Source organism: Streptosporangium jomthongense (genome assembly GCF_042650425.1).
Lineage (GTDB): Bacteria > Actinomycetota > Actinomycetes > Streptosporangiales > Streptosporangiaceae > Streptosporangium.
Genome location: NZ_JBHSBC010000032.1, coordinates 659205 through 672910, shown reverse-complemented (window position 1 = coordinate 672910; position 13706 = coordinate 659205). Strand labels below are relative to the sequence as shown.

Sequence of the window (13706 nt, the reverse complement as noted above, 5' to 3'; positions counted from 1 at the left end):
CTCCTCAGTCCAAGCACCGACGCGCCCAAGCCGTGTCTCTTTGCTCCGCCTTCGGCGTCGCGGGCTCGGGCGCTTCGGGTCGGTGTCTTCCCTCGTCACTCCGTCGCTGCGCTCCTGCGTTCCTCAGTCCAGACACCGACGCGCCCAAGCCGGGCCTCTTTGCGACGCCTGGCGGCGTCGCGGGCTTGGGCGCCCTGAGTCGGTGCTTTCCCTCGTCGTTCGTCCGCTTCGCTCCCTCACTCCTCAGTCCAAGCACCGACGCGCCCAAGCCGACACCTCTCACACACGGCACCGGTAGGGCCAAGATCAAACCCCTCGCACCCGGTGCCGGGAAGCCAGGCCGGCACTCCTCACGCGCGGTGAGGGGGAGGAGTTGTGGTCAGGGGGTCTGTAGGGCGGTCCAGGCGTCGGTGACTATTTCCTTGAGGGTCGGGTGCTCGGGCTTCCAGCCGAGGTCGCGTTGGATCTTCTCGGAGGAGGCGACGAGTACGGCCGGGTCGCCTGGCCTGCGGTCGAGTTCGACGGCGGGGATCGGGTGGCCGGTGACCTCGCGGCAGACCGACAGCACCTCGCGGACGGAGAAGCCGGTGCCGCTGCCCAGGTTGTAGATCCTGTGCTCGCCGGGGGAGCAGGCGTTCAGCGCCAGCAGGTGCGCCCTGGCCAGGTCGGCGACGTGGACGTAGTCGCGCACGCATGTCCCGTCGGGCGTGGGGTAGTCCGTGCCGAACAGGCTGACCGTCTCGCGCCCGCCGAGCGCGACGGCGAGGACGTTAGGGATCAGGTGGGTCTCCACGGTGTGCCGTTCGCGGTAGGTTCGCCCGTCCGGCGCGGTGTAGGCGCCGCCCACGTTGAAGTAGCGCAGGCTCACCGCGGCCAGGCCGTACAGGCCGGCGAAGGCGGTCAGGGCCGTGTCGACCGCGAGCTTGGAGGCGCCGTAGGGGTTGGTCGGCCGGGTCGGGTCGGTCTCCAGGATGGGGGAGCGCTCCGGCTCGCCGTACGTCGCGGCGGTGGAGGAGAAGACGATCCGGCCGACTCCGGCGGCCCGCATGGCGTCGAGCAGGGCGAGGGTGCCGCCGAGGTTGTGCCCCCAGTACAGGCCGGGCTTGTCGACGGACTCGCCGACCAGGGACCTGGCCGCGAAGTGCAGGACACCGTCCACGCCGGTCAGCACGCCGGAGGCGTCGGTGATCGACCCCTGGACGAACCGCGCGCCGGAGGGGACCGCGTCGGCGTGACCGGTGGAGAGGTCGTCGAGCACGACGACCTCGTGGCCCGCCTCGACGAGCTGCGCCGCCACGACGCTCCCGATATATCCGGCACCACCGGTGACCAGCAGCTTCACAAGACCTCCTGTTTGATGATGTGGGTATGTGTTTATTTTTGTGAGGACGGTGCCAGCATATGCTTGCACCTCAAATATCGGCCACAGTCGGAACGGGCGGCGGCCATGACGGAGACAATCTCGTGAACAACGTCCTGGCGAACGCGGCCCTGGTCCTGGTCTTCATCCTGGTCGGGGGTTTCTTCGCGGCGGCGGAGATGGCGATGGTCTCCCTCAGGGAGAGCCAGGTGCGCAGGCTGGAGACCCGGGGGCGCAGGGGCGCCAGGGCCGCCAGACTCGCCCACGACCCGAACCGTTTCCTGTCCGCGGTCCAGATCGGCGTGACCGTGGCGACCATGCTCTCGGCGGCCTTCGGCGCCGACACCCTCGCCAGGGAGTTCCAGCCGGTCGTGGCCGGCTGGGGGGTGCCCACGGCGGTCGCGGCCCCGCTGGCCCTGGTGCTGGTGACGCTGGCGATCTCCTACTTCTCGCTGGTGCTCGGCGAACTGGTGCCCAAGCGGATCGCCAGACAGCGGGCCGAGGGCATCTCGCTGCTGGTCGCGCCCTTCCTCGACCGGGTCGCCGCGCTGTCGCGCCCGGTCATCTGGGCGCTGTCCACCTCGACCGACGTCGTGGTCAGGACGCTGGGCGGCGACCCGGAGGCCGACCGCGAGGAGATCACGACCGAGGAACTGCGCGACATGGTCGTCGGCCACCACGAGCTGACCCAGGACGAGCGCGACCTGATCGCGGAGGTCTTCGCCGCGGCCAAGCGCCAGCTCCGCGAGGTGATGCTGCCGCGCACCGAGGTCGAGTTCATGGCGGTCGACACCCCGCTGGCCGAGGCCGCGGTGCTGGCCGCGGCGATGCCGCACTCCCGCTTCCCCGTCTACCGCGACTCCTACGACGACGTCGTGGGGTTCGTGCACATCAGGGACCTGCTCGACCCGGTGCTGACCGGGTCCATCGAGCCGATCAGCGAACTGGTGCCGATCCGCCCGGTCAAGCTCGTCCCCACCAGCAAACGTGTCCTGACCACGCTGTCGGAGATGCGCGGGGAGGGGCACCACCTGGCGATCGTGATCGACGAGTACGGCGGGACGGCGGGCATCGTCACGCTTGAGGACCTGGTCGAGGAACTGGTCGGCGACATCCGTGACGAGCACGACGTCCAGCACAAGCGGGTGGCGCTGCCCGCGGGGGAGGTCGAGCTGGACGGCCTGGCCAACCTCGACATGGTCGAGGCGGAGACCGGCATCAGGCTCCCCGACGGGCCGTACGAGACACTCGCCGGGTTCGTCATGGCCGCCCTGGGACACCTGCCCTCGACGGGAGAGCGGGTCGAGATCCCCGGGTTCGAGCTGTCGGTCACCGGAATGGACGGCCGCAGAGCGTCAAGAATCCGGATAAAGCGTCGAGCGCCCGCGTCCGGCGCACCGAACACTCCCGACAGCTGACACAATTACCAGCTATGGCCAGTCCCCGTGTCCTCTCCGGAATCCAGCCCACCGCAGACTCCTTCCACCTGGGCAACTACCTCGGCGCGGTGCGTCAGTACGTCGCCATGCAGGAGGGGTTCGACGCCTTCTACTGCGTCGTCGACCTGCACGCGATCACGGTGGACTACCAGCCCGAGGACCTGCGCAGGCGCAGCAGGATCGCCGCCGCCCAGCTGTTCGCCGCGGGTCTCGACCCCGAGCGCTCGACGGTCTTCGTGCAGAGCCACGTCCGTGAGCACACCGAGCTGGCCTGGGTGCTGATCTGCCTCACCGGCATGGGCGAGGCGGCCAGGATGACCCAGTTCAAGGACAAGTCCGCCCGCTACGGCGAGGGCTCGGCCAGCGTCGGCCTGTTCACCTACCCCATCCTGCAGGCGGCCGACATCCTGCTCTACCAGGCCGACCAGGTCCCGGTCGGAGCCGACCAGAAGCAGCACCTCGAACTCACCCGCGACCTGGCCCAGCGCTTCAACCACCGCTTCGGCGAGACCTTCACGTTGCCCAAGCCGCACATCGTCAAGGACGTCGAGAAGATCACCGACCTGCAGGACCCGACGGCGAAGATGTCCAAGTCGTCCTCCTCGCCCGGCGGCATCCTCGACCTGCTCGAACAGCCGGGGCCGCTGCGCAAGAAGGTCATGCGCGCCGTCACCGACACCGGTTCCGAGGTCCTGGCCGACGACGAGAACAAGCCCGGCGTCACCAACCTGCTGCGCATCCAGTCGGCCCTGACCGGCACGCCGATCCCTGAGCTTGAGGCCCGCTACGCCGGGCAGGGCTACGGCACCTTCAAGAAGGACGTCGCCGAGGCCGTGGTCGACACCTTCACCCCGATCAGGGAGCGCACCGAGAAGCTGCTCGCCGACGAGGCCGAGCTCGACCGGATGCTCGCCGTCGGCGCCGCACGGGCCCGCGCGGTCGCCGCGGAGACCATGGCCAAGGTCCGCGACCGGGTGGGGTTCCTGCCCACCGTCTGACGCCTCCCGCCCCGGGCCGTACGTCCCACGTGGAGTCATACGTACGGCCCGGCGGTATTTGGGTAGGTGACGCGCGTGACAAGCGTGCGAGAGCGGATCGTCGCGATCCGTGAGCGGGGTAGGGCGACGATCGCCTCGGAGCGGATCAGGCGTCCCTGGTTCGACCATCTGATCAGAACCGTGCAGCGCTACCAGCTCCAGTCGGGTGACCGGCTGGCCGGAGCGGTGACCTACTTCGCCTTCCTGTCGTTCTTCCCGATCATCGCGCTGGCCTTCGCGGTCTTCGGCTACTTCCTCTCCGTACGGCCGGACGCCATCGCGACGTTGCAGCAGGCCATCGACCAGTACCTCCCCGGGCTGGCCGACCAGCTGCCGATCAAACAGATCGCCGACTCCCGCGGCAGCGCCGGGGTCATCGGCCTGTTCGGTCTGCTCTACGCGGGGCTCGGCGCGATCGACGCGCTGCGCGGCGCGCTCCGCGAGATGTCGATGACCGCCGAACCCCCGCTCAACTTCCTCCTGGCCAAGCTCAGGGACCTGGCCGCCTTCATCCTGGTCGGCGTCACGATGATCGCCTCCGTGCTGGTCGGCGGAGTCGCCACCCAGGCGGGCGGGTTCGTCGCGGAGAAGCTGGGCCTGTCCGCCTCGATCGCGGGGAGCTGGTCACTGTGGCTGCTCGGCGTGGCGGTCGGCCTGCTCGCCGACACCGTTCTCTTCGTGATCGTCCTGCGCTGGATGGGCCGGTCGCGGCAGCCGTTCGGGGTGGTCGTGCGGGGCGCGCTGCTGGGCGCGGTCGGCTTCGGCATCCTGAAGCAGCTGGCCGCGCTGATCCTGTCGCGGACCCTCAACAACCCCATCTACGGGGTGTTCGCGGTGATGGTCGGCCTGCTGATCTGGATCAACCTCTCCGCCAGGGTGATCCTCTACGCGGCCGCCTGGACGGAGACCGCGAGGCTCGGCCCGCCGCCGGACCCGACCCCCATCCCCGACGCGGGCGCGCTGGGCGGGGAGCCTGCCTGAGGGCTCAGCCCGCCTCCGCCTCCGCGTCCGGGGACCGGCAGACCGTCCGCTCCGAGGTGAGCGGGCACGGTATGGTCCCCGAACGGGTCACGACCACGACCTTGACGCCCGGCGGGACGGCGAGGGTGTAGTCGGCCCGGCAGGGCGGGGAGGGCGCCCACGGCGGGCCGTAGCCGGGGCAGTCGAGGTCGACCCGCAGCGTCTTGCCCTTCTCCCACACCTCCCGCATCGTGCGGGAGACCTGGGTCGAGGTGAGCTTCTGCCGCACCGTGAGCCTGCCCGCCGTACCGGGGGTGACGCTGACGCCGACCGGGCCGGTGGCGTCCACGATGACCCAGGGGGCGGCCAGCGAGTAGACCTTCGTGCTCTCGCCGTCCGAGGTCCCCCGGCTTTCGATGAGGGAGGAGCCGAAGGATCCGGGGTAGACGAAGTCGTAGGCGCGGGGCAGCTCGATCTGGCCCCAGGTCGTGACGGCGAGCCCGAGTACGAGGGCGACGCTGAGCGCCCCGCCGACGACGATCCAGGCGGCCCTGACACCGGTTCGCATGCCTGTCCTTCCTCAGATCTTCAGAAATCGCAGTACGGCGAGCACCCGTCGGTGGTCCTTGTCCGCACCGGAGAGGTCGAGCTTGGTGAAGATGTTGTTGATGTGCTTGCCGACGGCGCTCTCGGAGACGACGAGGGCCTCGGCGATCCCGGCGTTCGAACGCCCCTCGGCGATCAGAGCGAGCACCTCGTACTCCCTGCGGGTCAGCCGGTCCAGCGGGTCGCTGCGCCCGCGCAGCAGGAGCTGGGCGACCACCTCGGGGTCGAGCGCGGTGCCGCCCTCGGCGACCCGGCGCAGCGCGTCCACGAACTCGGCGACGTCGGCGACCCGGTCCTTCAGCAGGTAGCCGACGCCGCTGGTCGCGGTGGACAGCAACTGGGTGGCGTAACGCTCCTCGACGTACTGCGACAGCACGAGGATCGGCAGCCCGGGATGCTGCCTGCGCAGCACCAGCGCCGCGCGCAGTCCCTCGTCGGTGTGCGAGGGCGGCATGCGCACGTCGGTGACGACGAGGTCGGGGGTGTGCTCGTCCACCGCGCGCAGCAGCGCGGCGGCGTCGGCGACCGCCGCGACGACCTCGATGCCGACACCGGCGAGCAGGCGGACGAGCCCCTCCCTGAGCAGCACCGAATCCTCGGCCAGGATCACTCGCATGGCAACTCCACCGTGATGGTCGTGGGCCCGCCGTCCGGGCTGTGGATGCTCAGTCTCCCGTCCACGGAGCCGACCCGCTGGGCCAGGCCGCGCAGACCGGTGCCACCGTCCTGGCGGGCACCGCCCCGGCCGTCGTCGTGGACGCTCACGTGCAACAGCCGGTCGCGGCGTAGCACCCTGACCTCCGCCCTGGAGGCCCGCGCGTGCTTGGCGATGTTGGTGAGCGCCTCGGAGACCACGAAGAAGGCCACCGCCTCGATGGTCGGGGAGACCCGTTCCTCCACCTCGACCTGCAGCTTGACCGGGACCGGGGCGCGGGCGGCGACCCCGGAGAGCGCCGCGTCGAGCCCCTGGTCGTTGAGCACCGCGGGATGCAGGCCGCGCACCAGGTCGCGCAGCTCCTTGAGCGCCTGCTTGGCCTCCTCGTGCGCCTGGACGATCACCTCGTGGGCGGGGGCGGGCAGGTCGGTGAGGGTGGTGCGGGCTATGCCCAGGTTCATCGCCAGCGACACCAGCCGCTGCTGCGCGCCGTCGTGCAGGTCCCTCTCCAGACGGCGGCGTTCGGCGTCCGCCGCGTCGACCACCTCGGCACGGCTCTCCCGCAGGCTCTCCACCCGCTGGGCCAGCAGGTCGCTCCTGCTCGGGCCGAGCAGCGCCTCGGCGGCGATCAGGTCGAGGGCCGTGATCCCGCGCGCCACCCACGGCACGGTGACGAAGAGCGCCAGCGCGATCACGACGGGCGGCATCATGTACCACTCACCGCCCGCCCGCCAGATCTGGACGGTCGTGGGGAGCGCGACCAGGCAGGCGGCCCAGCCGCAGACGACCCCGAGGAAGCCGACCAGGCCGATCAGCGGCGCCAGCAGGTGGTAGCCGAGCTGCCGCCACGTGCCGCCGTCCCTGGCCGCGCGCACCAGCAGCTTCAACGGGTTGCGGGTGCCGAAGCGGCGGTGCGTCCTGGGGATGTCCACGCCGAGGAACGCCTGGAAACGGGCCCGTTGCAGGTGGGTGAGCAGCGGTACGGCCCAGACGAGCAGCAGCAACGCCGCGATCGGGACCACCACGGTCCACACCAGCACGATCGAGGCCGCGACCAGGCCGATGACCACGCCGGAGGACAGCAGGGCGATCGGCAGTCCTGTCACCACGTGGATGGTGCGCAGCCAGGTGAGTGCCGACCAGTGGGCGCGGGCCCAGGCCCGAACCCGGTCCCAGGGGGTGAGCACCTCGTTCATGGCATCAAAGGTATGGACTGGCCGTGCTTGTGTGACATGGGCGAGGTATCCCGGAAAAAGGTGAGGGAAACTCCACCCCGGCGAGGCTCAGGAGGACCCGCTCCGGGAACGTCTGCGCAGGCCGTACACCAGCAGGACGCCGCCGCCGAGCAGACCCGCGCCGAGCCCGTAGACGGCGGGGGAGAGGCCGCCGTTCCCGGCCGGTGCGGCGTCGGCCCTCGGGGCGGTCGAGCGCGCCACCTGGGGCGTCCTCGGTACGGCCTGGCCGGTCGGCGTCGGGGCGGCCTCGGGGAGCGGGTCGACGAGCGTGCCGACCGGCGTGACCCTGCTCCTGGCGGCGAACCCCCAGTCGAGCAGGTCGGCCACCTCGTTCCAGAAGTAGCCGTCGTGCCGCATGATCGTCACGATGATCGTGTGGCCGTCACGCCTGGCCGCGCCGACGAAGCTGCCCAGGGCCTTGGACGTCCAGCCGTTCTTGACGCCGATCATGCCCTTGTAACGCCACAGCAGCTTGTTGTGGTTGCCGATCTCGTAGTAGCCCTTGGGGGCGGGGAATCTCCCGGTCTTCGTGCTGGTGTAGCGCTGGAAGTCGCGGTTGGCCAGCCCGGCGCGGGCGATCAGCGCCAGGTCGTACGCCGAACTGCTCTGCCCGGGTTTGTCGAGGCCGCTCGGCGTCTTGGCCACGGTGTCGTAGGCCTGCAGGCGCCTGGCCTCGGCGTTCATCTCCCTGAGGGTCTTGGCGAGGCCGCCGTTGGTCTCGGCGAGCGCCATCGCGCAGTCGTTGCCCGAGACCAGCAGCAACGCCTTGAAGAGGTCGTCCACGGTGTACAGGGGTTTGGAGACCAGGCCGACGGCGCTGCCCTCCTCGTTCACCGCGCGGCTGCTCGGCTTGACCTTCATGTTCTTGTCGAGCTTGGGGATCAGGGTGAGCGCCGTCAGCGTCTTGAGCGTGCTCGCCGGGAGGTAGCGTCCGTGCGGGTCCTTGGCGGCGAGCACCTCCCCGGTCTCCGCGTCGGCGACCACGTAGGACTTCGCGGCGGTCTTCGGCGGCGCCTTCACCCCGGAGGGGGCGACGATGCCCCGGGTGCCGAGCGCGGCGCCGCCGACGGGCGCCCTGCCGGCGGAGTGCGTGGTGCCGCCGACCGGCTCGTTGTCGGCGTGTGCGGGAAGCCCGAGCAGGGCGTTCGCCGCCAGCAGCACCCCGACGGGCGCGACGTGTCTCATCCCCATAGTGATCACAGGGTAGCTTCGTACTGATTCGCATCATGTACACGACGCCCTGATCAGGGGCGCAATGGTGCGACGGAGTACTGAACGCATGCAAATGTCGCGAAAGATCGCCGGTTTCTTGGTAGCCGTCGCGGTTTTCATGATCTTCGAGTGGATAAACCTCGGTTTCAACCTCGCCGACGGCCACCCAACGGCCTTCTACGTCGTGCACGGCGTCCTGATCGGGGTCAACATCCTCCTGGGAATCGCCCTCGGGGTGATCGGGCTACGCGGGCTCGCAAAGCGCCCGTAGGGTCCTGTCGTGCAGGTCGGCGGCCTCCTGCGGGGAGTCCCCGATGCTGGTGAAGCCGAGCTTGCCGTACCTGTGGATCGCGCCGAGCAGGTGCAACACGTTCCCGGTACGGCTGTCGCGGTCGAAGCCGAGCCCGCTGTCGTTGACGAACTTGACGACATCGGCGGGCGTACGGCCGAGCAGGCCGTCCGAGGCACAGTTGTCCGTGGCCACGTAGTACTTGGGGCGGTCGCCGCTCACCAGCCCGGTCTGCCCGCCGGAGGAGGCGCCGGTGGTCAGCAGCGCGGCCCCGAACGGGTGGGTGGTGCCGCCGAGACGCAGGTTGATCTCACACAGCAGCGCGCGGTACCCGGCGTCGGTCTTGATGGCGAAGAAGTCGACACCGAACAGCCCGACCACACCGCGTCCGGCGAGCGCCCTGGCGATCCGGTCCGCGCACTCCTGGACCTCGGCGCGGTAGTCGGCCGCGGCGGGGAAGACGCAGCCCTTGTAGACGTCGCCGTTCTGGCCGCCCAGGATCTGCTCGTGCGTGGCGACCACGTGGCAGGAACCGCCCGGGGTGATCATGGCCAGGGCGCTGGGGGAGCGCAGCGGGCGCTCCTCGATGAACTCCTCAAGCACCGCGCCCCGCTCGGCGATCTTCTCGGCGAAGGTCACCCATGTCTCGTCGGGGGCGGAGAAGCTCGTCGGGCTCGCGCTGAGCGGCCCGTCCCCCCTGGTCACGACGGCGTTGCCCAGCCCCGAGTAGCTGTTGTTGAGCTTGACCATCAGCCGGGCCGCGGGATTCAGCGCGCGGGCCGCGTGCTCGACCTCGCTCAGCGAGCGCAGGTCGGAGAATCCCCGCGCCACCGGCACCCCGGCCGCCTCGGCGAGCGTACGGCTCCCGCTCTTCGACCCGAAGGAGGCCAGTCTGCTCGCGGGCCCGTAGATGGGCAGGTTCAACAGCGCCGAGAGCCGCTCCTCGTGCTCGCTGACGATGAACGGCACCATCCAGGCGTCGGCCGTACGGTCGAGGGCCGTGCGGATCCTCGCCAGCAGGTCGGGGCGGCGCAACAGGGACTCGGTGAGTTGGGTCGCTCCCGTATCACCCAAATTGATCATATGTAACCGCGAACGAGCCTCAGCGGGGTCGTCAAGGAAGCTCAGGTAGTAGTCAACCGTGGCGGCGTCCACCGGCGCCGAGGAGAGGTAGACGACCTCGACACCCGGGCGCCGGAGTGTGAGCAGGAAGAACAACATGCGTTCCTCGTAGCAGTAGGCGCCCGTGATCCTGCGGAGTTCGTCCTGGGGAAGCGACAGTGAAGGGACGATCACTATGGTCCCTTCGTCCGGTTCAAAGATGCTCAATCCGGAATGCTTCTCCCCGAACGGGATGCAAGTGATCATAGGCGGAGTTAAACATGCATTCCTCCCCTTTGCATCACTCCGTCGGGTTCTATGACTGGTACCTGAGGACACGGAAATTGGCAGCCCTTCGACGTTTCAAACCCCCACAAACCTGCCACTACCCCCAGAACGGTCCCCCTCCCCACTCCCCACCCCAAACATCGCCACCCGCGACGGCTGGAAGCCCCTGATCGAGACCACCCGGGGACACCCCTCGCCGATGTGACCCTCGCCCCGTGAACGCCGGCAAGGTTCGCCCCCGCCCCACGGACAAGGGCTTTGATCTTGGCTTTTCCCGCCCTCCGCTTGATCTTGGATTTCCCGTCGCCGGGCGTGAGGGGTTGCTTGTGCCTTACCGGTGCCGTGCGTGAAGGGTTTGGCTTGGGCGCGTCGGTGCTTGGACTGAGGAGCGAAGGAGCGCAGCGGATGAGCGACGAGGGAAAGCACCGACTCAGGGCGCCCAAGCCCCCCGCGACGCCGCTAGGCGGAGCAAAGAGGCATAGTCAATCCGGGCCATCATCCCTGGTCCAAGTGGGTCAGGAGATGTGAATGGAGAGCATGGGGCGGCAAAACATTTGGCCGAGATGACGGCGAGGTGTGTCCGAGGGGAGATAAAGTCGAAGTCATCGTCAACACGCCGGTGGACTCTGACCGGCCTGCCGCTTTCGTGCTGGCGGTCCATCGGTCCGCGCCGGAACGGCTCTGGGCACCCCCTCAGGCTTGTCGGTGCGGTGATCGTTTTGTCGACTGCCCCATGATTCACGTGATTGAGGGCAGTGGCACGGTGCGTCGGGACCCAGAGCTGGCAGGCGCGGATAGGACGGTGACCAATGCGGGGGCATAATCTGCGGGGGGAACTGGACGTGTTCCTCGCCGAGACCGGGCAGGAGCTGATCGGTTTCCGGCGTGACCTGCACATGCATCCCGAACTGGCGTTCGCCGAGTACCGGACGACCCAGCGCGTCGCCGACCGGCTGATCGCGGCCGGTCTCACGCCCTCGGTGCTGCCGCGCGGTACCGGCCTGATCTGCGAGGTCGGCAGCGGCGACGGGCCGACCGTCGCGTTGCGGGCCGACATCGACGCGCTTCCCGTGCCGGATGAGAAGGACGTTCCCTACAGTTCGACGGTTCCCGGGGTGTGCCACGCCTGTGGGCACGACGTGCACACCACGGTTCTGCTCGGCACCTCCCTCTTCCTGGCCAGGCAGGCCGAGGCGGGTCTGCTGCCCGGCAGGGTCCGGCTGATCTTCCAGCCCGCGGAGGAGCTTCCCGGCGGCGCGCTTGAGGTCATGGCGGCGGGCGGTATCAGCGGTGTGGACCGCATCTTCGGCCTGCACTGCGACCCCCGGGTCGACGTCGGCAAGGTCGGTCTGAAGACGGGGCCGATCACCTCCGCCTGCGACAAGGTCTTCATCAGGGTCAGCGGTCCCGGCGGGCACACGGCCAGGCCGCATCTGACCGCCGACCTGGTCTTCGCCCTGGCCAAGATCCTGACCGAGCTGCCCGCGGCGCTGTCGCGCAGGATCGACCCGCGTTCCTCGCTGAGCCTGGTCTGGGGCCGGGTCGAGGCGGGTTCCGTGGCCAACGCCATTCCCGACGAGGGGCTGGCCGAGGGCACCGTGCGCTGCCTGGACGAGCAGGCGTGGCACGCGGCCCCCGACATGATCAAGGCCCTGCTGGAGTCCGTCGCGGGCGCCTACGGTGTCGAGGCCCGGATGGACTACGTCAGAGGTGTGCCGCCGGTCGTCAACGACGAGGTCAGCGTGCAGATGCTGGCCGAGGCGGCGGGGGGCGTGCTGGGCGAGGGTTCGGCCGAGCCGACGCAGCAGAGCCTGGGGGGCGAGGACTTCGGCTGGTACCTGGAGTCGATCCCCGGGGCCTTCGCCAGGCTGGGCACCCGTACGCCGGGGACGCCGCATCCGGGTGACATCCACCAGGGCACCTTCGACGTCGACGAGTCCTGCATCGCGGCCGGGGTGCGTTTCCTCGCGGCCACGGCGCTGACCGCCCTGTGGGAGGGGCAGCGGCCCAGCGCGAGCGAGCACGTGGCGGGGGCCATCGCCTGAGGCGTCGTCGCCCGAAGCGCCCCGTATGAGTGCCTTCTCCTGAAGTGACGTCGCCTGAAGCGCCGTCCCGGACGCCGGTCACCGGCGTCTGGGTGGCCGCCGGTGACCGGAGTAGGTGAAACCCGGACGGATCACCCGTGGGCCTCCGCATGGAAGACGGTGCCCTACCGTGACGCTACCGTGACGACACCCGAAGCTACCGTTCGGTAGGATCGGCCGTCCCTGTGGGTCACGAGGTGGCGTGAGCTGCATAACAGACCTGTTGCGGACTGGTGTGCTGGTTTGGTCAACCCTGGTCAACCAACTATCTTCCGTGCAGGGTTGCCGTGCGTCTCCTCGCGCGTGCACTGAACGCGAAGGGGGTCCATCTTGCTTCGGAACCGGTTCGGCAGGCTGACCGCGGCGGTGGTCGCGGGAGGCATGCTCATGGGGGCTGCCGCGTGCGGGGGAAGCGAGGAGCCGGCGACGTCGGCCAAGCCCGACGCCAGCGCGAGTGGCGCTCCGCAGGAGAAGGGACCGAAGGTCGGCCTGGCGTACGACATCGGCGGTCGCGGTGACCAGTCCTTCAACGACGCCGCGGCCGCGGGCCTCGACAAGGCCAAGACCGAGCTGAGCCTGGCCGACACCAAGGAGCTCGAAGCGGGCAGCGGCGAGACCGAGGCGGCCAAGGAGGAGCGACTCAGGCTGCTCGCCCAGGGCGGTTACAACCCCGTCATCGCCATCGGTTTCGCCTACTCGGCCTCGCTGAAGAAGGTCGCCGCCGAGTTCCCCAACGTGCAGTTCGCGATCGTCGACGACGCCGCGGCCACCGGCCCCAACATCTCCAACCTGCTCTTCGCCGAGCAGGAGGGCTCCTATCTCGTCGGTGCCGCCGCGGCGCTGAAGTCGAAGAAGGAGCACATCGGTTTCGTCGGCGGTGTCCAGGTGCCGCTGATCCAGAAGTTCCAGGCCGGTTTCTACGCCGGGGCGAAGAAGATCAAGCCTGACGTCCAGATCGACGTCAAGTACCTCACCCAGCCGCCGGACTTCACCGGCTTCAACGACCCGGCCAAGGGCAAGACCGCCGCGCAGGGCATGTTCGACGCGGGCGCCGACGTGGTCTACCACGCCGCGGGCGGTTCCGGTGGCGGCGTGTTCGAGGCGGCCAAGTCCGCCAAGGGGCTGGCCATCGGCGTCGACTCCGACCAGGCGAAGACCGCCGCGCCCGAGGTGCAGGGCGTGATCATGACCTCCATGATCAAGAAGGTCGACGTCGCCGTCTTCGACTTCCTCAAGGGCTTCACCTCCAACTCGCTGAAGCCGGGCACCACGGTCTACGACCTCAAGGCGGGCGGTGTCGACTACTCGACCACCGGCGGCCAGGTCGACGACATCAAGGCCCAGCTCGACGAGCTCAAGCAGAAGATCGTCTCCGGCGAGATCGTCGTCCCCGACAAGACCTCCTGATCCACGACCTCGAAGGGCCCGGCGGATTCCTCC

The 13706-nt window shown here is 69.4% G+C and carries 12 protein-coding genes; 6 read left to right on the top strand and 6 right to left on the bottom strand.

Translation table 11 applies throughout. The features are described from left to right. Window positions 1–379 precede the first annotated feature (379 nt). On the bottom strand, window positions 380–1342 hold the full coding sequence (gene galE / locus ACFOYY_RS28625; protein WP_352010058.1) for a UDP-glucose 4-epimerase GalE: 963 nt from the start codon (window positions 1340–1342) through the stop codon (window positions 380–382). A 122-nt stretch (window positions 1343–1464) separates the two neighbouring features. Between galE and ACFOYY_RS28620 the strand changes: the two genes are divergently transcribed. From ACFOYY_RS28620 to ACFOYY_RS28610, 3 genes are all read left to right on the top strand, one after another. Then, window positions 1465–2778 (top strand): hemolysin family protein, encoded by a 1314-nt coding sequence (locus tag ACFOYY_RS28620; protein ID WP_352010057.1) that lies wholly within the window; start codon window positions 1465–1467, stop codon window positions 2776–2778. 14 nt (window positions 2779–2792) lie between these two features. Beyond that, window positions 2793–3797 (top strand): tryptophan--tRNA ligase, encoded by a 1005-nt coding sequence (gene trpS / locus ACFOYY_RS28615; RefSeq protein ID WP_352010056.1) that lies wholly within the window; start codon window positions 2793–2795, stop codon window positions 3795–3797. A 75-nt stretch (window positions 3798–3872) separates the two neighbouring features. Then, window positions 3873–4817 carry a YihY/virulence factor BrkB family protein gene (locus tag ACFOYY_RS28610; RefSeq protein ID WP_362910346.1) on the top strand — a complete coding sequence of 315 codons (945 nt, stop codon included), beginning with the start codon at window positions 3873–3875 and terminating at the stop codon, window positions 4815–4817. A 4-nt stretch (window positions 4818–4821) separates the two neighbouring features. Here the strand turns inward: ACFOYY_RS28610 and ACFOYY_RS28605 are convergent, their stop codons facing one another. The 4 genes from ACFOYY_RS28605 to ACFOYY_RS28590 form a co-directional block, all read right to left on the bottom strand. Further along, window positions 4822–5364 carry a hypothetical protein gene (locus tag ACFOYY_RS28605; RefSeq protein WP_352010054.1) on the bottom strand — a complete coding sequence of 181 codons (543 nt, stop codon included), beginning with the start codon at window positions 5362–5364 and terminating at the stop codon, window positions 4822–4824. A gap of 12 nt (window positions 5365–5376) precedes the next feature. Further along, the gene (locus ACFOYY_RS28600; protein ID WP_352010053.1) at window positions 5377–6018 is read right to left on the bottom strand and encodes a response regulator transcription factor; all 642 of its coding nucleotides are present in this window, start codon (window positions 6016–6018) and stop codon (window positions 5377–5379) included. Next, window positions 6009–7253, bottom strand: a complete 1245-nt coding sequence (locus ACFOYY_RS28595; RefSeq protein ID WP_352010052.1) for a sensor histidine kinase — start codon at window positions 7251–7253, stop codon at window positions 6009–6011. The genes ACFOYY_RS28600 and ACFOYY_RS28595 overlap by 10 nt, the downstream gene beginning before the upstream one ends. Window positions 7254–7340: 87 nt before the next feature. Beyond that, the gene (locus ACFOYY_RS28590) at window positions 7341–8477 is read right to left on the bottom strand and encodes a D-alanyl-D-alanine carboxypeptidase family protein (RefSeq protein ID WP_386193677.1); all 1137 of its coding nucleotides are present in this window, start codon (window positions 8475–8477) and stop codon (window positions 7341–7343) included. Window positions 8478–8571: 94 nt separating this feature from the next. Between ACFOYY_RS28590 and ACFOYY_RS28585 the strand changes: the two genes are divergently transcribed. Beyond that, a complete protein-coding gene (locus tag ACFOYY_RS28585; protein ID WP_362772813.1) occupies window positions 8572–8775 on the top strand; it encodes an SCO4848 family membrane protein in 204 nt (67 codons plus the stop codon). On the opposite strand, the gene ACFOYY_RS28580 is transcribed toward ACFOYY_RS28585, so the two are convergent. Then, window positions 8749–10089 (bottom strand): peptide ligase PGM1-related protein, encoded by a 1341-nt coding sequence (locus tag ACFOYY_RS28580; RefSeq protein ID WP_362772810.1) that lies wholly within the window; start codon window positions 10087–10089, stop codon window positions 8749–8751. The two genes, ACFOYY_RS28585 and ACFOYY_RS28580, sit on opposite strands and share 27 nt — an antisense overlap. 902 nt (window positions 10090–10991) lie before the next feature. Here ACFOYY_RS28580 and ACFOYY_RS28575 point away from each other — a divergent pair. After that, window positions 10992–12227: an amidohydrolase gene (locus ACFOYY_RS28575; RefSeq protein ID WP_352010048.1), complete on the top strand. Its 1236-nt coding sequence runs from the start codon at window positions 10992–10994 to the stop codon at window positions 12225–12227. 369 nt (window positions 12228–12596) lie between these two features. Next, entirely contained in the window at window positions 12597–13673 is a 1077-nt protein-coding gene (locus tag ACFOYY_RS28570) for a BMP family lipoprotein (protein WP_352010047.1), read from the top strand. Window positions 13674–13706 lie beyond the last annotated feature (33 nt).